General features: G+C 61.5%; 18 protein-coding genes. 8 read left to right on the forward strand and 10 right to left on the reverse strand.

Going from position 1 to position 18201, the window contains the following annotated elements; genetic code table 11:
- Nucleotide 1: 1 nt before the first annotated feature.
- Nucleotides 2-814 carry a rhamnulose-1-phosphate aldolase gene (rhaD, locus tag P9M14_17655; protein ID MDP8257576.1) on the reverse strand — a complete coding sequence of 271 codons (813 nt, stop codon included), beginning with the start codon at nucleotides 812-814 and terminating at the stop codon, nucleotides 2-4.
- Between the two features lie 216 nt (nucleotides 815-1030).
- On the opposite strand from rhaD, the gene P9M14_17660 reads away from it, so the two are divergent.
- The 3 genes from P9M14_17660 to P9M14_17670 all read left to right on the forward strand — a co-directional run bounded on the left by P9M14_17660 (nucleotide 1031) and on the right by P9M14_17670 (nucleotide 5879).
- On the forward strand, nucleotides 1031-2638 hold the full coding sequence (locus tag P9M14_17660) for a VWA domain-containing protein (GenBank protein MDP8257577.1): 1608 nt from the start codon (nucleotides 1031-1033) through the stop codon (nucleotides 2636-2638).
- 233 nt (nucleotides 2639-2871) lie between these two features.
- Entirely contained in the window at nucleotides 2872-4632 is a 1761-nt protein-coding gene (locus P9M14_17665; GenBank protein MDP8257578.1) for an OmpA family protein, read from the forward strand.
- A 143-nt stretch (nucleotides 4633-4775) separates the two neighbouring features.
- Nucleotides 4776-5879 carry a Ca2+-dependent phosphoinositide-specific phospholipase C gene (locus P9M14_17670; protein ID MDP8257579.1) on the forward strand — a complete coding sequence of 368 codons (1104 nt, stop codon included), beginning with the start codon at nucleotides 4776-4778 and terminating at the stop codon, nucleotides 5877-5879.
- Between the two features lie 215 nt (nucleotides 5880-6094).
- On the opposite strand, the gene P9M14_17675 is transcribed toward P9M14_17670, so the two are convergent.
- From P9M14_17675 to P9M14_17690, 4 genes are read right to left on the reverse strand one after another with little or no spacing between them, the layout of a single operon-like run.
- Nucleotides 6095-6865, reverse strand: coding sequence for a zinc-dependent peptidase (locus tag P9M14_17675; protein ID MDP8257580.1), 771 nt, complete (start codon nucleotides 6863-6865; stop codon nucleotides 6095-6097).
- Between the two features lie 23 nt (nucleotides 6866-6888).
- A complete protein-coding gene (locus tag P9M14_17680; GenBank protein ID MDP8257581.1) occupies nucleotides 6889-8568 on the reverse strand; it encodes a tetratricopeptide repeat protein in 1680 nt (559 codons plus the stop codon).
- Nucleotides 8569-8612: 44 nt separating this feature from the next.
- On the reverse strand, nucleotides 8613-8840 hold the full coding sequence (locus tag P9M14_17685) for a hypothetical protein (protein ID MDP8257582.1): 228 nt from the start codon (nucleotides 8838-8840) through the stop codon (nucleotides 8613-8615).
- Between the two features lie 22 nt (nucleotides 8841-8862).
- Nucleotides 8863-9744 (reverse strand): ion transporter, encoded by an 882-nt coding sequence (locus P9M14_17690; GenBank protein ID MDP8257583.1) that lies wholly within the window; start codon nucleotides 9742-9744, stop codon nucleotides 8863-8865.
- 162 nt (nucleotides 9745-9906) lie between these two features.
- On the opposite strand from P9M14_17690, the gene P9M14_17695 reads away from it, so the two are divergent.
- The 5 genes from P9M14_17695 to P9M14_17715 are packed head-to-tail and all read left to right on the forward strand — an operon-like array spanning nucleotide 9907 to nucleotide 12918.
- The gene (locus P9M14_17695; protein MDP8257584.1) at nucleotides 9907-10122 is read left to right on the forward strand and encodes a 4Fe-4S binding protein; all 216 of its coding nucleotides are present in this window, start codon (nucleotides 9907-9909) and stop codon (nucleotides 10120-10122) included.
- On the forward strand, nucleotides 10115-11197 hold the full coding sequence (gene vorB, locus P9M14_17700) for a 3-methyl-2-oxobutanoate dehydrogenase subunit VorB (protein ID MDP8257585.1): 1083 nt from the start codon (nucleotides 10115-10117) through the stop codon (nucleotides 11195-11197). The genes P9M14_17695 and vorB overlap by 8 nt, the downstream gene beginning before the upstream one ends.
- Nucleotides 11197-11952 (forward strand): thiamine pyrophosphate-dependent enzyme, encoded by a 756-nt coding sequence (locus P9M14_17705; protein ID MDP8257586.1) that lies wholly within the window; start codon nucleotides 11197-11199, stop codon nucleotides 11950-11952. The genes vorB and P9M14_17705 overlap by 1 nt, the downstream gene beginning before the upstream one ends.
- Entirely contained in the window at nucleotides 11946-12482 is a 537-nt protein-coding gene (locus P9M14_17710; protein ID MDP8257587.1) for a 2-oxoacid:acceptor oxidoreductase family protein, read from the forward strand. The genes P9M14_17705 and P9M14_17710 overlap by 7 nt, the downstream gene beginning before the upstream one ends.
- Before the next feature lie 10 nt (nucleotides 12483-12492).
- On the forward strand, nucleotides 12493-12918 hold the full coding sequence (locus P9M14_17715) for a hypothetical protein (protein ID MDP8257588.1): 426 nt from the start codon (nucleotides 12493-12495) through the stop codon (nucleotides 12916-12918).
- An 81-nt stretch (nucleotides 12919-12999) separates the two neighbouring features.
- Here the strand turns inward: P9M14_17715 and P9M14_17720 are convergent, their stop codons facing one another.
- The 5 genes from P9M14_17720 to P9M14_17740 are packed head-to-tail and all read right to left on the reverse strand — an operon-like array spanning nucleotide 13000 to nucleotide 18194.
- Complete coding sequence (locus tag P9M14_17720; GenBank protein ID MDP8257589.1) at nucleotides 13000-13455, reverse strand: Zn-ribbon domain-containing OB-fold protein; 456 nt, start codon at nucleotides 13453-13455, stop codon at nucleotides 13000-13002.
- Between the two features lie 10 nt (nucleotides 13456-13465).
- A complete protein-coding gene (locus P9M14_17725; GenBank protein MDP8257590.1) occupies nucleotides 13466-13951 on the reverse strand; it encodes an OB-fold domain-containing protein in 486 nt (161 codons plus the stop codon).
- 2 nt (nucleotides 13952-13953) lie between these two features.
- Complete coding sequence (locus P9M14_17730) at nucleotides 13954-15147, reverse strand: hypothetical protein (protein MDP8257591.1); 1194 nt, start codon at nucleotides 15145-15147, stop codon at nucleotides 13954-13956.
- 10 nt (nucleotides 15148-15157) lie between these two features.
- Nucleotides 15158-16300 carry a thiolase family protein gene (locus P9M14_17735; GenBank protein MDP8257592.1) on the reverse strand — a complete coding sequence of 381 codons (1143 nt, stop codon included), beginning with the start codon at nucleotides 16298-16300 and terminating at the stop codon, nucleotides 15158-15160.
- 28 nt (nucleotides 16301-16328) lie between these two features.
- Entirely contained in the window at nucleotides 16329-18194 is a 1866-nt protein-coding gene (locus P9M14_17740) for a long-chain-fatty-acid--CoA ligase (GenBank protein MDP8257593.1), read from the reverse strand.
- Nucleotides 18195-18201 lie beyond the last annotated feature (7 nt).

The following is an 18201-nucleotide window of genomic DNA, read 5'->3' on the forward strand; positions in this document are numbered from 1 at the left end:
GCTAATCCAGGTTGAACTCGACGGCCAGCTCGTTGAGCTGCTCGCTGCTCAGGCCGCGGGGTTTGTGCCCCGTTGCGTGCACCAGTAGCAGCACCTTGGCCGACTTGTTCAGCGCGTCGATCAGGTCAAAGGCGACCTCGATCCGCTCGTTGACCGCGACCACGCCGTGCCATTGCCACAGGGCCACGCACAGGTCGCGCTTAAAGACCTCCACCGTGGCCTGTGCCAACGCCTCGGTCCCCGGCACAGCGTAGGGGACCAGCCCCACGCCGCGCGGCACGTTGACTTTGACCTCGGGGTGCGTGCAGAGCAGGGCCGCGTTGAGCGCCCGCTCGTCGGCGTACTCGGGCAGGTGGGTCAGGGCGATCAGCTCGGTGGGGTGAGTGTGCAGCACCACCTGCTCGGGCCTGCCCGCCTCTCGCAGGTGCTCGTGGATCCGCAGGTGCGAGGGGAACTCCGAGGTCGGCCTGAACCCCACGTCCGCATCCCCGCCCCACAGCAGACCGTAGCTTGACCCCTGGTCGTCGATACGCAGCATGCAGGCGTTGGCCGCCGCATCCTGAGCCAGGTCGCGGTAGCGCCGTCCCGTGCCCGTGACCAGAAAGCTACGGCCGGCCAGCGATGGGTAGCGCTGATCAAGGGCGATCGCCGATCCGGCTTCGAGATCGGAGCGCTCCAGGCAGTCACTGACGTCCACGGACAGGTTGCCCGCGTTGCGCTCGGCCCAGCCCCTGTCCCACAAGTAGAACGATATCTGCTGCATGCTCGCCAGCCACGCGCTGAGCTTTGGGCTATTCGCGACAAGGTTTTTCACTGCTCTCTCCTAATGGCGACATTTACTTTGAACATAACGTGCGGTTGCGATTGTAGCCCCGGTCGAGCGCCTTGCCAACGTAGGGCGATCAGGACGCGATGGCACCTTTTTTTATTTTCCAGGAGCTAAGTTTGGAACCTTTTTGCACGCATGGCAGTCATAGCCAGGGGTAAGAGGCAGAACGATTTTTAATGAGCAATTGTCCGGAGGTGCTTCGTGAAAAAGGCCGTCGCAATTTTTATCCTGATCAGCATGGCACTGTGGATCGGCGCCTGCACCAAGACCGGCACGCTTGTCGAGCAGCAACAGAATGTTGCGGAGCTTCCGCCGCCCGTTGCTGGCGAATCCAAGGTGCTCAGCCGCGCCGAGGCAGCCGACGGTCTGAGATATTATCAGCCGGAATTCAATACCGAGACCTACGACCGGATTGTCGAAAACAGCTTTAAGATGGTGGGCCAAAATCCGCTGTCAACGTTTTCAATCGACGTTGATACCGCCTCGTACTCCAACGTGCGGCGCTTCCTCACGCAGGGCACTCAGCCGCCGCCGGACGCCGTGCGTATCGAAGAGCTGATCAACTACTTCAGCTACGACTACCCCCAGCCCGCGGGCGATGACCCGTTCTCGGTCAACGTCGAGGTCGCGCAATGCCCCTGGAACCTCGAGCATCGCCTGGTGCGTATCGGCCTGCGCGGCCGCACCATTGAGCAAAAGGAACGGCCGGCGTCCAACCTAGTCTTTCTGCTCGACGTCTCGGGCTCGATGAACAGCCCGAACAAGCTGCCGCTGCTCAAGCGCTCGTTCAACGTGCTGGTCAACCAGCTGGACAAGCGCGACAGCGTGGCGATCGTGGTCTACGCCGGGGCCTCGGGGCTGGTGCTGCCCAGCACGAGCTGCGGCGACAAGAACGCGATCATCGACGCCTTCGAGCGGTTGCAGGCCGGCGGCTCCACCAACGGCGGCGCGGGGATCGAGCTGGCCTACCAGGTGGCTCAGCAGAATTTCATCAAGGGCGGCAACAACCGCGTGATTCTGGCCACGGACGGCGACTTCAACATCGGCACCACCAACCAGGGCGACCTGACGCGCCTGATCGAGGAAAAGGCGCAAAGCGGCGTGTTCCTCACGGTGCTGGGCTTCGGCATGGGCAACTACAAGGACTCGACCCTGGAGAAGCTGGCCGACATGGGCAACGGCAACTACGCCTACATCGACAACTTCCGCGAGGCGCGCAAGGTGTTCGCCGAGCAGATCAGCGGCACGCTGTACACCATCGCCAAGGACGTCAAGATCCAGGTCGAGTTCAACCCGATCAACGTGCTGGCCTACCGTTTGGTGGGCTACGAAAATCGAGTGCTCAACAATGAGGACTTCAACGACGACCAGAAGGATGCGGGCGAGATCGGCGCAGGCCACACTGTGACCGCACTGTATGAGGTGGTGCCCGTGGGCGCCAAGCTCGGCTTCGAGATTCCGGATGTCAACGAACTGAAGTATCAGCAACCGACCCCACTGACAACCGCGGCCATCGGCCCGGAGATGCTGACAGTCGCGCTACGCTACAAACAGCCCGACGGCGATACGAGTAAGCTGCTCTCAATGCCGGTAATCGATCGCGGCCAAAACTTTGACAACGCCTCGGACGACTTTCGCTTTGCCGCGGCCGTGGCCCAGTTCGGCATGCTGCTGCGCGGTTCGGAATTCAAGGGCGGCTCGAGCTACGAGTACCTAATCGAGGTCGCCAACGAAACAAAAGGGCAGGACTCCCACGGCTACCGCGCCGAGTTCATCGAACTGGCGCGACTGGCCCGGGATATTAAATAGCTGAATACGACAGGCTAGCGCTTCATTCTCTCCCCTTTGCCCCCTCGGCCCGCCGGCACCCCTTCGGCGGGCCGAACCTTTATCCCCGCTGAAATTAGTGGAACAGTCCCTTGACTTCCGAGTTCAAGCCGGACTAGCGTTCTGAATTAATCGATTCGAATAGTATTAACCTTTTATTTGCCTGGATCGACCAATGGGCCCTTTGAAAATCCGGGCGGGGGTGAGGGGATAAAATGCGTAAGACAATCATGGCTGTCGTGCTCTGCGCTCTGGTCGTGGGCATCGGCGCTCAGGCCAATGCGGATGACGGATTCAACGCGCAGCTGTTCTGGCCGGCGCTGTTCGGCGGCAACTTCATCGCTGTGGAGGATTCCCAGACCTTGTGTCCGTGGGGCTTCGGCGGCGGGCTGATCGTCAACTACGCCGACAGCCTGGTGGTCCGCGACCGCGGTGAGGACTACGAGATGGGAGTGCTCAACAGCCTGTTGACCACCGACGTGCTGGTCGGCCTGGGCACTTTCAGCTTTCTCAGCGTGGGCGCGGACGTTCCGATCCACTTCTACGCCCGGGGGCGCACGTTCGAGGATCTGGAGCAAAACGCGGACCTCTCGGACCTAGAGACGAACATGACCCTGGGCGACGTGCGCGCCGAGATCAAGGCCCGCCTGTTGGAGCAGGAAAAGCACTGGCTAGGCATGGCCCTGGCGCCGTTTGCAACCTTCCCCACGGGCGATGAGACCCTGCTGCTGGGCGAAGGCCGGATCACCGGCGGCGGCAACCTGATCCTCGAACACGACTTCGGCCTGTTCAACCTGGGGCTCAACGGCGGGTACCAATACCGAGGCGACTTCCAGACCTTGGGGACAAATTTGGGCGACGCCTGGAAGGCCGGCGCGGGCATCTCCCGCGAGTTCGACTCCGGGCTGTCGTTCTCAGTGGAGTACTGGGGTGCCTGGTACGACAGCGGCAGCACCGAGCGCCTGAAATCCAACCCAATGGAGCTGATGGGCACGCTGCGCTATCGCTTCGGCAAAGAAGGCCGGGGTCCGCGGCTGATCGCGGGCGGCGGCGGCGGCATCAGCGAGGGCGTGGGCAGCCCGTCGTACAGGATCGTCGGCGGAGTTGATTACTATTACTGCCGACCCGAGTCCACGGACGGCGCGCTGATGATTACGATTGTCGACCAGGACGGCCAGCCGCTTAACGCGGATCTGACAATCAACGGTCCGATCATGGCCGAGCTTAACGCCTCGTACTTTGAGGAGCTCAAGGCTCCCCAGGGCATGTACGACATATCAGCCGCACTGACCGGTTACCAGCCGGTGACGACCTCGGGTATCGTGGAGGTCGAAGAGGCCACCGAGATCACCATTACGCTGCAGGCGATCCCCACCACCCTGGCGATCGTTGTAACCGATATCCACTACGGCGAGATGATCGAGACCGAAATCGTGGTCAACGCCGGGCAGCCCGGCGAGCAGACCCTGATGCTGGCCCAGGGCGAACTCAGCCAGAATTGGGAGCCGGGCAGCCACACCCTGAGCGTCAGCGCCAAGGGGCACGAGACCAAGCAGATCGAGATCGAGGTGCTGCCCTATCAGCACAACGAGGTCAGCGTGAAGCTGGCGCGGGTGATCGTGCAGATCGGCAAGATCTTCTTCGACTTCAACTCCGACAAGATCCGCCCACAGTCCTACGTGGTGCTCGACGACATCGTGACACAGATCGACACCCTGCCGCCGTGGCGCGTGATCGTGATCGAGGGGCACTGCTCGGACGAGGGCTCGGACGAATACAACCTCAGGCTTTCCAATCGCCGCGCGGCATCGGTGCGCAAGTACCTGATCAGCAAGGGCGTTGACGCGGACAAGCTCGAGTCCGTCGGGTTCGGCGAGGGACAACCCATCGCCTCCAACGAGACCGAGGAGGGACGCGAGAAGAACCGCCGCGTCGAGTTTAAGATCGACTACATCGAGATCGGGATTAGCGAGTAACAAGCTGATTTAGAGTTTACATGCGCCGGCGCGGCTTCTGCCGCGTCGGCGTTTCTGCGTCAGGCAAAAATATTCGTCCGCCAAAATGTTATAAAATAGTTAGCCGTTGGTTAAGAAGCTTTGGTGATGGGAGGATTACCGCAATGCGACTCAGATCGAGTTTGATCATTCTATTATTGCTGCCCTGCCTGGCGATCCTCTGCATCTCCTGCAATGACCAAGCTGACGATGACGACGACTCCGGCGCTGATGCGGATGATGATACTGACGACGACGATACGGCGGACGATGACGACGATGCTGCGGGAGACGACGATGACGCGCCCTACTACCCAAACGACGATGTGCTGCGACTGAACGACCTGCAGGGATTGGGCACGCACAACAGCTATCATCTCGAGCCGCCGGTGCCGTTTCATCAGTCGCATCGCTATTCGCACAAGCCCCTGGACGAGCAGCTCGAGATCGGAGTGCGGCAGTTTGAGCTAGATTTGCAATGGGGTCCGGGGGAGGCGATCAAGGTTTACCACATTCCGGTGGTCGACCAACTGTCGACCTGCGACACGCTGGTCGATTGCCTTGACGTGCTCAAGGGTTGGTCTGACGAGCATCCCGGGCATCACGCAATCGTGGTGTTTTTAGAGCCCAAGGACGATCTGCACGTCAACCACATCGAGGAGCACGTTGGCGACGTGATCGACGACATCTACTCGGTCTGGGAACCGGAGCGGATACTGACGCCCGACGATGTGCGCGGCGACTCTGCGACCCTGCGCGAGGCGATCGTTGGCAACGGCTGGCCGACCTTGGGCCAGGCGCGCAACAAGATCATCTTCCACGCGCATTCTCATGCCGCGTTTCTGGATAACTACCTTGCCGCATATCCCAATCTCGAGGGCGCGCCGATGTTCATGGACGCCAACGAGGCGGACGATATCGCGGCGATCATCCCGATGAACAACTCATTGACCCAGGGAGAGCGGATCACCGCGGCCGTGGAGGAAGGATTCATCGTCCGCACCATGGCGGGCAACTGCTGCGACGAGCCCGCGGCCAACGACTACACCAAGTTCGAGGCGGCCCTGGCCTCGGGCGCGCATTTCATCAGCACCGACTTCCCCGAGCCGGTGGAGGAGTACGGCGACTACCATCTCGCAATCCCGGAGGGCAACCCGTCGCGCTGCAACCCGATCACAGCTCCCGAGTTCTGCGTTTCAGCGGATATCGAAGACCTGATTACGAACTAAAGTTCGCTGAAGGGAATGGCCGCAATCTGCGGCGCCAGGGGCTACTCGTGCAAATCTGCATTCGAAATGCAAAATTGCAAGTCTGTATTTATCTTAGGGCCCGCTTGTCAAACCGGCCGGTCCGGGTGATATGGGAAAACCCCTATAATATTATTAGCATATCCTTGCCAACGAAGCTTTAAAAACAAGTTCGGCGGGAGGAATGCTAGTCTTATTCATCCCTCCAGCCCCGCCGGGTCTTGCTGGTAAAACAGGCGTAATTGCTCGTAGAGTTCCGGGTGGCATTGTTTGAGTTGTCGGCCTTGTTCGAAAAATAGCTCGGTGACAACGGCGAAGAACTCGGCCGGGTTGGTGGCGCCGTAGCTGTCGATGCAGTTGCGGCGGTGCTGTTCCAGGTCTTGCAGGAGCTGCTGGTACTCGGTCGAGAGCACGCGCGCCCAGGAGATGTACATCGAGCGTCGCGGCAGGGCGGGTGCGCCATCGGTCCGGCCATCGGCCTCCGCGTCGAGCTGGTGTGCGAACTCGTGGAACACCACGTTGTGCCCATCGTGCGGATCCTGCGCGCCGCTTAGCACGTCGTTCCACGAGAGCACGACCTCGCCGCGCTGCCACGATTCGCCCAAACGCGCGTCCACGCCCTCGGTGACCGTGCCGTCTGGGTTGCGCACAATGCTCGGTGCGAAGTAGTGGTGCGGGTAGACCAAGATCGAGAGCAGGTCCGGGTAATAGTCGGTTTGGCGGTGCAGCAGCAGGATGCAGGCCTGGGCCGCGATGGTCACGCGGATCTCATCGGTCATCTCCAGGCCGCCTAGCCCCTCGAACTTCTTTTCGGCCAAAAAGACCTGGACGTGCCCTTGCAGTTCGGCCTGGTCCTCGGGGGGCAGTTTCTTAAAAAAAGGCAGGTTGCGCTCGATGATCGCCAGCCACGGGGGTGGAAACGGCTGCTCTTTGAGTTTCTCGCGACGTTTTTGTTTAAAGCCGAACATCTCTCTCCCTCGCGGTTGACCTGTCAGTGGATGGATGCGCCGTGTTGTTCGACGCTGGCAATCAGTTGCCGTACTTGGTCCAGTTTGCGGCCGTCCGGTTCGAGTTCGATAAAGCGTTCCAGCGAGCGCGCCGCACCCTGATAATCGCCGTGCGCCTCGAGCAATACGGCCAGGATCAAATGGCCGTTGGTAAAATGCGGGTTTTCGGCCAGCAGATAGCGTGCTTCGGAGATCGCCTGTTCCAAGTCGCCCGTGTCGCGTTTGCCCCAAGGTGTGATTTGCTCGATGCGCCGCACTTGCGGCATCTCGCGGTTCCTGATGAACACCGCCGAGTATTGACCGAAATAGACCAGGTCCCATTGCCGATTGTCGGTCAGGCAGCGCGCCACGGGTCGCCTGATCGACACCAGCACGGAATCGATCTCGAACGTGTCGAGCAACATCTCCCAGCCCGGTTCGCAGTTGGCGATCTCGTTGTAATCCTCGAGCAGGCCGCTGTCGCCGTAGACCTCGAGCCTTCCGTCGATAAACACCTTGCGCTCGGGCCACAAGCGCCAAATCAAGTAGCCGCCGTAGTTGAAGTCGTTGAACATTCGTCCGCTCAACCCATGGCGCTCGACAAAATCGGCCGCGTCTTGCGGCAAGATCGCGCGGTTGGTATCGAGGCGAAACGCCTGGCCGCTGTAGGTCAGATAGCCGCCGCCAAGCAGCGCGGCGCAGGCCAACGTGCAGCCGAAAGCTGTCGCGGTTCGGCCTTGCAATCGCGCGAACAGTGGTCCGTAGCGGCGCGCTGCCATCGGGGCCAGATAGAGCATGGCTACGATCCCCATGCGTGCGGCGCTTGCCGCCAATCCGAGTAAAAGCGCCAGCCGCAGGCCGTCGAACATCCTGTTGCGCGAGCCGTTGATCACCTGGACTATCAGCGCGGCGCAGTAGGCAAGCAGTACCCACAGGTAGAGGCTGTCCAGCGGATACTGCCGCCATGAGCCGATGCCGCCGGTGTGGCCGCTGATCTTTAGAAAGAAGGGGTAGATCTGCGGACCGTAGGGATTAAGGCAAGGAACGCAAACAAACAGCACAGCCCAGATCAGCCAGTCGCGATCGCGGTGGATGAAAAACTGCTCGATCGCCCAGATCAGACTGAAGGCCACGGCCAAAATGAAGCTGGCATGGCAGTTGGCCCACAGCAACAGAATCGCGGTTACGGCCGGGCCCGATTTGTGGCGCTGGGCCAGCAGCAGTCCGCCGATCAACGCCCAGCACAACATGTCGGGCTGCAACTGAATCCGGCTGTGAGCCACCACTGCGCAAGCCAGCAGAATCAGCGCGCTGAGCAGGGCATCGCCGCGGATCGCCAGCGCGAGCAGACCAAAGGCCAACGCCAGGGCGAGTAATTTGAGCAGCACCAGGCCGGGCACGCCCAATGTGCGGTCGACTAGAAACAGACCGATTTGTGGCAGCCAGGATTGGGCCAGCACATCGACGTGGGTTGCGGTGAAAGAGAACGGGTCTGTCGCGGGCAATGTCCGCTCGTTGGCGATAAGCTCGCCCATCCGGACGTGCAAACCCAGGTCAAGGCCCGACAGCGGTTCGAGACCCAAGCTGAGCAACCCGAACAGCAGCGAGATGGCCAGCAGCAGCACCAGCCATCTGGGTCGCGGCGTCTGGGTCGGCAAGTCGGCGGGCAGGGAGCGTGGATGCATCGGCGGCAAGTCTACTACAACAATCGTAGGCTTATTAACACGAGCTATGACACAAGCAATGCGGACAGCGCCAGCAGCCGCACCTCGACGCCGTTGCGCACCAGGGAGGTAAAGATCAACGCGGGCAGTGTGACGTTGAGCACAAGCTTGGTTAACAAACCGCCGTGTTCGGCCTTGATCATGCCGATGCGTCGCAGGCCGATCGCCAACCCGATGATCCCCAGCAGCACGAATACCGATTGAACCATCTGCCAGTGAAAGTGAGGGTGCATTCGATCCGGTTCCGGCTCCGGCTCAGCTTGGTGATTTATCCAACTTATGCCCGCAGCGTTTACAGAAACGCGCATCAATATCGTGGCTGTCCAGCCCGCACTCGGTACAAGTGCGGCCGCTACGTCGCGCATTGAACAGCTCTACAGAGAAAATGCCAGTGGGCACCGCGATTATTCCGTAGCCCAGGATCATCACCAGCGCGGCCAGCGTCTGGCCCGGCACGGTGCGTGGCGCGATGTCGCCGTATCCCACCGTGGTCATGGTGACGATCGCCCAATACACCGAGCGCGGAATACTGGTGAACCCGCGTGCGGGCCCCTCGATCAGGTACATCAGCGAGCCCACGATCACCACGACCGTCAGCACGGCCAAGACGAAGACCACAATCTTGTGTCGGCTGCTGCGCAACGCCGTGGTCAGCAGACGCGCCTCACCCATGTATCGTGTGAGCTTGAATACGCGGAAAACGCGCAACAGCCGGATCACGCGAATCACCAACAGCGCCTGGGTGCCGGCAGCCAGCAGGCTCAAGTAGGTCGGCAGCACGGCCAACAGGTCGATCACTCCCAGGAAGCTTCGGGCGTAGCGCATCGGCCGCCTGGTGCTGTAAAGGCGGAACAAGTATTCAATCGTGAACAGCAGCGTGAAGCACCACTCGGCTGCCAGCAGCCAGGGCCCGTACTCGCCGCGGATCGCTCCGACGCTTTCGAGCATCACCGCCAGCACCGAGAGTAGAATCATTACCAGCAGCGCGGCGTCGAAAGCCTTGCCCGCAGGTGTGTCGGCCTCGAAGATCACCACGTACAGCGCATCCCGCAACAGCGAACCGGGACGCTGCCCGCGCGTGGAACGCGGCGGGTCCGATGGGGCCTGCGGCCGGGGACGTTTTTTATCGGAACTCATTAGGTTTCTTTTATCACACATTCTGCGCGGCTTGGAGCCCACGACGCGCGTCGGAAATAATCTACGCCTAATGATCGCTCGGCTTGCTATGACGCAGCATGTCATGATAATTTCATCGGCTCGAATGAATCTTAACTACTGTAACCGAGAGCGGAAGGCGACGTGAAGAAGGGCCGAATCGAAATACGTACCGAATTGTGCAAGGCCTGCGAGCTGTGCATCGAGGTCTGCCGCCACAACGGACTGCGGCGCAGCAAGACGCTCAACCGCATCGGCTACGTGCCGATGGAACCCAACCCGGACGGCAATTGCAACGGCTGTGCACTGTGCGCAATCCGCTGCCCCGAGGCGGCGATCGAGGTCTGGCGCGATGAGTGAGCGCGTGCTGTTCTCTGGCAACCATGCCATCGCCGAGGCCGCGATCCTCTCGGGATGCACGGCCTATTTCGGCTATCCGATCACGCCGCAGAACGCCCTGCCCGAGTACATGGCGGCCAACCTCCGCCGCCGCAACAACGGCGTGTTCATCCAGGCCGAGAGCGAACTGGCGGCGATCAACATGGTGATCGGCGCATCGGCCGCGGGCGCAAGGGTGATGACCAGCTCGTCGAGTCCCGGGATCTCGCTCAAGCAGGAGGGGATCAGCTTCCTGGCCGGGATGGAGCTGCCCGCGGTGATCGTCAATATGAACCGCGGCGGCCCTGGGCTGGGCAACATCGCGCCGGCACAATCTGACTACTTCCAGTCCACGCGCGGCGGCGGCCACGGCGACTACCGCGTGATCGTGCTCGCGCCGGGTTCGGTGCAAGAGCTGATCGACGCCACGCGCCGCGCCTTCGAGCTGGCCGACCGCTACCGCACGCCGGTGCTGATCCTCGGCGACGGGATGATCGGCCAACTGATGGAGCCGGTGGTGCTGCCCGAGCCGATCGACCCGGCCCAGATACCAGAGCGCAGCTACACTCTAAGCGGGGCCTCCGGACGTCCGAAGCGGCTGATCAAGTCGCTGATCCTCGACACGGCCAAGATGGAAGAGCACAACTGGAAGCTCTTTCGCAAGTACGAGATGATCTCGGCCGAGATTGCCGACGCCGAGACCGAGTTCGTCGAGGGAGCCAAGCTGCTGGTGGTCGCCTTCGGTACCGCGGCGCGCATCGCCAAGGGCGCGGTCAAGCGCGCGCGCGCCGAGGGGATGGACGTCGGTCTGATCCGCCCGCTCACGCTCTGGCCGTTCCCAAAAAAAGCGCTTGCCAAGGCCAGCCGCAGCTGCTCGAACTTCTGCGTGTTTGAGATGAACACCGGCCAGATGGTCGAGGACGTCAGGCTCTCAGTACAGGAGGGAACCAACGTTGTCTTCTCCGGCCGACCCGGCGGCGTTGTGCCGACCCCGATCGAGCTCTACCGGGCCATCGCCCGTATCCACCATCGGGTGAAGAAGGGGGCCGCGGTCTGATGAGCAAGGTCTTCTCCCGTCCTGAATCGCTGCTCGATACACCGCTACACTATTGCCCGGGATGCGGCCACAGCATCATCCACCGGTTGATAGCCGAGGTGATCGACGAGCTGCAAATCCGCGAACGCGCGATCCTCGTGCCTCCGGCCGGCTGCGCTGTGCTTGCCTATAACTACCTCGACGTCGACGCCATCGAGGCCGCCCACGGCCGCGCCTCAGCCGTGGCCACGGGGCTCAAGCGCTTGCGTCCCGACTGCGTGGTCTTCACCTATCAGGGTGACGGCGACCTGGCCGCCATCGGCATCGCCGAGTCGATCCACGCTGCCAACCGTAGCGAAAAAATTACCGTAATTTACGTCAACAATGCGGTCTACGGCATGACCGGCGGACAGATGGCTCCGACCACGATGATCGGCCAAAAAACCACCACCACGCCGTTCGGCCGTGACGTTGACCAAGCGGGCTACCCGATCCTGATCTGCGAAATGCTCTCACAGCTTCCCGGAGCGACATACCTTGAGCGCACCAGCGTGCATGACGCCAAACATATTCTGCGCACGCGCAAGGCGATCAAGCGCGCCTTCGAGGTTCAGCTCGCGGGGCAGGGATTCTCGTTGGTCGAGGTGCTCTCGCCCTGTCCGACCAACTGGCACCTCACGCCTGCGGAAGCCCACCGGCACGTGCCCGAACAGATGGTCAAGACCTTCCGCCTGGGCGTGTTCCGCGAGCCCGGCGACGGGAGGGTCTCGTGCTGATCAAATCAATCTTCTCCGGTTTCGGCGGCCAGGGCGTGCTGTTTATGGGCTACTGTCTGGCCAACTCGGCCATGGACCAGGGTCTGCACACCACCTACCTGCCCAGCTACGGTGCTGAGGTGCGCGGCGGCACTGCCAACTGCACTGTGGCGGTCTCAGACCAGGAGATCGCCAGCCCCGTGGCCAGCGAGCCGGATTTCGTCGTGGCGATGAACAACCCCTCGCTGCTCCGTTTCCAAAACCACCTGATAACCGACGGCACGCTGTTTCTCAACCAGGACCTGGTCGACATCGAGCCGACGCGTGACGACGTCAAAATCGTGCGCGTGCCCGCAGTGACCATCGCCACACAATTGGGCAACCAGCGCGGAATGAACCTGGTGATGTTCGGCGCGATGATCAAGCACACCGGCCTGGTCGAGTACGAGGTCGCCGAACGCGTTGTCTCCCGCCTGTTCAGGGAGAAGAACGAGAAGCTAGTAGAGCCCAACATCGAAGCGTTACGCGCCGGCCGCAACTACGACGACTGAGGAGGAACCGATGAGGCCGCACCAGATCAAACTGCGCATGCCCGACAAGCCGGGCCATATCTCCAAGGTCAGCGAGCTGCTCGGCGTCAACGGAATCAGCATTAAAGCCATCGCCGAGAACAACGAGGGCGACCAGGGGGTACTGACGATCGTGGTCGACGACCACCAGCGCGGCGTGATGGTGTTGCGCGGCCACGGCTACGAGGTCGAAGAGTCGCCGGTGATCGCAGCCTACGCCCCGGATCATCCCGGCGGGCTCAACGCGCTGTTCAAGCCGCTGAGGGAGGCCGGAGTCAACATCGAGCGGCTCTACCTGTCGGTGGCGCGCAAAAGCACCAACCAGCTGATCATCATCCAGGTCGACGACTGCGAAAAGGGAACCGCCGCGCTACGGGCCAACTACGTCGAGGTCATCGAGGGACGGATTACCTTCTAGCAGCAGGGTGTAAAACCAACGAATGGAAACAAAAGGCCCGGGGAACCCCCCGGGCCTTTTTTATTATTCGTAACAACAAACTCAGAGCGGCTTAAAATACTTGATGTCAAGAATCGATCCCTCGCGCTGGTCGGCGAACTGCGCCTCAACGCGCATGCCGCGAACCACCTGCTCCGGGTCGACCTCGCACAGCAGGTGCGTCAGCGGCGTGTCCGCGCCGTCGAGCTTGATCAGCGCCAATACGTAGGGCGGCTCGAGCGGTTGGTACGGCTCGGCGTAGTTGATCACCGTAAAGTCGGTCACCTCGCCCTGCGATCCGATCTCAACCCAGGCCTCACTCAGGTCGCTCATGCAGCGCTCGCAGGTCTTACGCGGCGGGATGAACACCTTGTCGCAACGCTCGCAACGCTGACCGAGGATCTTCTGCTCATCGCGCAGCGCGATCAGGAACTTGCTGCCGATCTCGCCCGCAAAGTACTGGTAGGGCAAAGCGAGCTTGCCATCGACAACGAACGCGTCTTTGTACTTGTCGTCCATCGCGGCCTCCTTACTCGTTCTCGATGATCTTGAAGTGTTTAATGTCGGTCACCGAGCCGCTACGTTGCTCGTTGAAGATCGCACGCACGCGCATACCGCGCTTGATCTTCTTCGGGTCGGTTTCGTCGAGCAGGTGCCACAGCGTATCCTTGCCCTCCACGCCGTCGAGCAGCACGTTGACCGTGGTGTAGGGTGCCTGACGCGCCTCGCCGGTCAGCGGATCGGGGCTGGCGTAGTAGACCAAGTCGTAGCTCTGGATCACGCCCTCGGGGCCGACCTCGACGAACTCTACGGCCTCCACTCGGCAGATCGCGCAGACCTCCCGCGGCGGCAGCTGGAAGCGTCCGCACTTGGGGCAGCGGTTGGCCATGATCCGCTTGTTGTCGCGCAACTCTTTGAGGAAACGTCCCATCACCGGGCCGGTGCTGAAACGCTGGGGGATCTCGAGGATCATCCGTTTGACGATCAGGTTCTGTTGTACGTTCGACTCAGCCATGATCACGCCTCCTTGAGCTGGGGCGGGTTCTTGGAAAGCAGCATCAGCACGGTCCACAGCGTACCGCCGAAGCCCGAGGCCAGCGCCAAGTTGACCGGTTTGGGAACCTGATGATCGCCCGCCATGCCACGAATCTGCATTGCGGCCTCGGCCGCACGCAGCATTGCCGTTGCACCGATCGGGTTGGTTGCTACCACGCCCCCTGAGGGGTTGATCGGCAACTTACCGTCGATGTCGATCTCGTCGTTCTCGACCATCTTGAGGTGTTCATCTCCCTCGAGTAGCAGGAACTCCCGCATCCAGTCCAGCCCCCACCAGCTCGATGGATCGTACATCTCGAACACGTCGATCTGCTCCACCGGGTTGGTGATGCCGTTGCGCCCGAACAGTTTTTCCGCCGCGTAGCGCATGGTCGTTGCCTCTTCGACGTTGCCGAACAGGTTGAAGGTCTCCTCGCGATGCACGGTAATATGGTCGACCATCCAGGCCGGATTGTCGCAACGTGCCTTGGTGATCTCCTCATTGGCGAAGATCATCGCGCAAGCGCCGTCGGACTGCGAACACATGTGTACGATGCGCAGCTCGCCGACCAGCGGCGGAACGTTCTCGACCATCGCCGGGATCATCTCCTCGGAGAAGTTAAAGCGCCGATGCGCATTGGGGTTGCGCATCGCATGCTTGTCCATGATCACCCGGTGCTTCATCGCCGCGTTCTTGGCGCGTTCCTCGCCGAACTCCTCGATCACCGCGTCGGCGGTCATGCCGGTCAGCGCTCCGGTCTGCAGCTCGCGGCCCCACAGCGGATCGGCCATGTTGGTGATCCCGCCGGTGGTGTGCCCTTCCTGCAGCTTTTCAAAACCGATGGCCAGCACTACGTCGTGCAGTCCACTGGCCACCAGGTTGTCTGCGGCACAGACCAGCGTGGCGCCGGTGGTGCCGCCGGTGGTCAGCCGCAGCAGCGGCTTGCCGTAGGAGCCGTCGCCGATCACGTGCCACATGTCCGGCTGGAACACCATCTCGAACAGTTCCATGTTGCCGTGCACGATGCAGTCGACATCGTCGATAGTCATGCCGGCGTCATCCAGGGCCTGTCGCACCGCCTCGTGGATCATCTCCGGCTGGTTGACGTCCTCGCGGTGGCTCGAATGCTTGGTCTGGCCGATGCCGATGATTCCAACGTTTCTGTTTCTAGCCATTTGCCACCCCCTATCCTTCCAGGACCACGACGGTCTGCATTTGTCCGGCTGGCCCGGTGATGCCATGGGCCACGGCGCGTTTGGCGTCGGCCACCTGGCGCTGACCGGCTTCGCCGCGCAGTTGCAGCGTGCATTCAGCCACGCGCGCCAGTCCGCCGAGGATCATCGGCTGCCCCGCGAGCAGTCCGCCGGAGAGGTTGACATTGAGCGCATCGGGGCCTCCGGCCGCGAGCCAGGCCGCTGCGCCCTGCGGGCACAGACCCAGACCCTCGGCCCACTGCGGCAGCATGTAGGCGTGGCGGTCGGAAATCTCAAACAGATCGACCTGGCTTAGCGGGTCGGACACTCCGGCCATCGAATATGCTTTTTGTGCTGCCTTGCCCAGCTGGAAGCAGCCGACCAGATCGCGCTCCCCAAGGAAGAAGCTGTCCATGCAGTTGCCCACACCGCTTATCCAGACCGGCTTGTCCGTGATCTCGGGAACGCGCTCTTCGGCAGCGATGATCAGGCCGATCGCCCCATCACTTACCGGGTAGGTCATCAGCTCGCGGATCGGGTCGGCGAGCATCGGCGATTGGAGCACCTGCTCGACGTTGACCTCGGGCAGGTCCTTGATCGACGGGTTGAGCTGCGCGTTCTTGCGCGAGCGCACCACAAGTTGGGCCAACTGCTCGGCGCTGACGCCCGAGGCGTCCATGTAGGCCCGCGCCTGGATTCCCTCGGCCGCCAGATGGTCGAGCCCCACAGGCCGGGTGAAGAACGGATCGAAAACCAGGTGCGTCACCATGTTGCGGCTCTTGGCCTGGCTCTCCTTGCAGTGCCCGACCACCATTACTAGGTCCTGGTGTCCGGAAAGCACCGATGCCAGAGCGTAGTAGACCGCCTGGGCGCCGTCTTGCGAGACTTTCTCCTCGCAACGGTAGTGCGCGCCGATCACGTCGGTCATCGCATTATCGGAGATCGTACGTGCGTCGAAAATATCATCCGAGGTAGTGACAACTTGGCCGATGCCGCGCTCCTCGGAGAAGTCCAGGCCCGTGGAGTCGATCATCGGTTTGACCACCTCCCAGGCCATGCCCTGCATTCGTTGGTACCATTTGTCGCGCTCGAAGCTCGTTTGAGCGACTGCGACAATTGCAGCTCGTCTAGCCATGTTCGGTTCCTCCTGCTCTGTTAATCTTCTAGGGCTGATAGGGATTGAACAGTTTGGTCAGGCCCATCAGCAGGCTCAGATCGCCCTCGGCCTTGATCTTGCCCGCGCCGAACGCGGTCATGCCATCGAGAGTGCCCAATGTCAGACCGATCCAATCGCGTGCGGCGATCATCACCCGGACGTCGACCTCGCCGATCCCTTCGCTTACTTTGCAGACGCTGTCGATCACGCTGACCGTCCAACTGCCGCCGCCCTCGCCCGTGATCTCGTAGCCCACGCGGCCGTTAAAATCGCCGGCGCGCTCGGAGTTGAAACGTTGCTCCATCGTGCCGAAGATGTCCGCCACCTCGACCTGTGGCTGCTCGAGCTGGGGCACACCATCCACGGCCCAGCGCTTAAGATCTTTTTTAAGCACCTTGCCGATCGGATTGCGCGGGAAATCACGTTCGAGGAACTCGACATAGCGCGGCACCTTGAACTCCGCCAGATGCTGGGCGCACCAATCGCGGATCTCTTCTTCGGAGGCCTGCTTGCCGTCGCGCAGCACTACGAACGCCTTGACCTCCTCGCCCATGTCGGTGTCGGGCACGCCCACGCAAGCCGCCTCGAGCACCTTGGGATTGGCGGCGATCGCGTTGTCGATCTCTTTGGGGTAGATGTTCTCACCGCCGCGGATCACCATCTCCTTGATCCGATCGACGATAAAGATGTAGCCGTCTTTATCGCGATAGCCCACATCGCCGGTGTGCAGGCACCCCTCGGCGTCGATCGCCTCGGCGGTTTCCTCGGGGCGGTTGTAATAGCTGAGCATCACCGCATTGCCGCGGATCAATATCTCGCCGGGCTCACCTACGGGCTGCTCCTTGTTATTCTCGTCGACGATCCGCACCTCCTGGCCCGAGATCGGCAGGCCGATCGAGCCGACCTTGCGTATACCGTCGCGCGGATTGAGCGTGCTGACGCAAGTCGCCTCGGTCAGGCCGTAGCCCTCGACGATCGGAATGCCGAAGGTGCGTTCGAAGTCGTTGAAAGTCTGCACCGGCATCGGCGCCGCGCCGCAGATGCCGAACATCAGCGAGCTGGTATCGAACTTGGCACGGTCTGGATCCTTGAGCAGGATCGAGTAGACCGCCGGCACGGCGGAGAAAAAGTTGACCTTGTACTGCTCGACCGTCGGCCAGAAATCTTTGGCCGAGAACTTGGTGCGCAGTATAACCGCGTGCCCCTTCTGCATGCTCGAGACGCAGGAGAGCATCGCGTTGACGTGAAACAGCGGCAGGAAAATCATTACCCGGCACAGCTCGGGCACATTGAGGATATCCTGCACGCCCTCCAAGTCGGCGATCACGTTACGGTGCGAAAGCAACACACCCTTGGGCTGCCCGGTTGTGCCCGAGGTGTAGAAGATGTAGGCCGGATCGCTGTCGAGCACCAGCTCGGCAATCCGCTCGGAGGGCGAGTCCTCGATCAGCGACTCGAAGGACACATGGTCCGAGCGCGTAGGGCCGTCTATTTCGATCACGGTCTGCAGGTGTGGGCAGTGGACGCGAATCTTGTCGAGGGTCTCAAGGTAGTGCGGCCCGATGATCAGCGCGCTGCCCTTAGAGTCGTTGAGCAGGTAGCGTATCTCCTCGGCCTTCCACCAGCCGTTGATCGGCCCGGCCACCGCGCCCAGATGCTGGATCGCGAAGTAGCTCAGCAGGGTCTCGGGCGAGTTCTCGACCAGGATATGCACGAAATCGCCCTTGCCGATACCGAGCTTTCGCAGGCCGTGGGCCAGGCGATAAACTTTGTCGGCGAACTGGGCGTACGACAACTCCTGGCCGTAGAAAAACAGGTATGGTTTGTCAGCGTATTGGGCGGTCTTTTCAGCGAAATAATCGAGCAGGCTCATGGTCTTC

Origin of the sequence: Candidatus Alcyoniella australis (genome assembly GCA_030765605.1) — a bacterium.
Classification (GTDB): domain Bacteria; phylum Lernaellota; class Lernaellaia; order JAVCCG01; family Alcyoniellaceae; genus Alcyoniella; species Alcyoniella australis.

Bases quoted from the DNA above. Each gene is read 5' to 3' on its own strand.
- P9M14_17665 (MDP8257578.1), top strand. From the start codon at position 2,872: ATGCGTAAGACAATCATGGCTGTCGTGCTCTGCGCTCTGGTCGTGGGC.
- P9M14_17705 (MDP8257586.1), top strand. From the start codon at position 11,197: ATGAGCAAGGTCTTCTCCCGTCCTGAATCGCTGCTCGATACACCGCTA.
- P9M14_17720 (MDP8257589.1), bottom strand. From the start codon at position 13,455: ATGGACGACAAGTACAAAGACGCGTTCGTTGTCGATGGCAAGCTCGCT.
- P9M14_17735 (MDP8257592.1), bottom strand. From the start codon at position 16,300: ATGGCTAGACGAGCTGCAATTGTCGCAGTCGCTCAAACGAGCTTCGAG.
- P9M14_17680 (MDP8257581.1), bottom strand. From the start codon at position 8,568: ATGCATCCACGCTCCCTGCCCGCCGACTTGCCGACCCAGACGCCGCGA.
- P9M14_17740 (MDP8257593.1), bottom strand. From the start codon at position 18,194: ATGAGCCTGCTCGATTATTTCGCTGAAAAGACCGCCCAATACGCTGAC.
- P9M14_17715 (MDP8257588.1), top strand. From the start codon at position 12,493: ATGAGGCCGCACCAGATCAAACTGCGCATGCCCGACAAGCCGGGCCAT.
- P9M14_17690 (MDP8257583.1), bottom strand. From the start codon at position 9,744: ATGAGTTCCGATAAAAAACGTCCCCGGCCGCAGGCCCCATCGGACCCG.
- vorB (MDP8257585.1), top strand. From the start codon at position 10,115: ATGAGTGAGCGCGTGCTGTTCTCTGGCAACCATGCCATCGCCGAGGCC.
- P9M14_17725 (MDP8257590.1), bottom strand. From the start codon at position 13,951: ATGGCTGAGTCGAACGTACAACAGAACCTGATCGTCAAACGGATGATC.
- P9M14_17670 (MDP8257579.1), top strand. From the start codon at position 4,776: ATGCGACTCAGATCGAGTTTGATCATTCTATTATTGCTGCCCTGCCTG.
- P9M14_17730 (MDP8257591.1), bottom strand. From the start codon at position 15,147: ATGGCTAGAAACAGAAACGTTGGAATCATCGGCATCGGCCAGACCAAG.
- P9M14_17685 (MDP8257582.1), bottom strand. From the start codon at position 8,840: ATGCACCCTCACTTTCACTGGCAGATGGTTCAATCGGTATTCGTGCTG.
- P9M14_17675 (MDP8257580.1), bottom strand. From the start codon at position 6,865: ATGTTCGGCTTTAAACAAAAACGTCGCGAGAAACTCAAAGAGCAGCCG.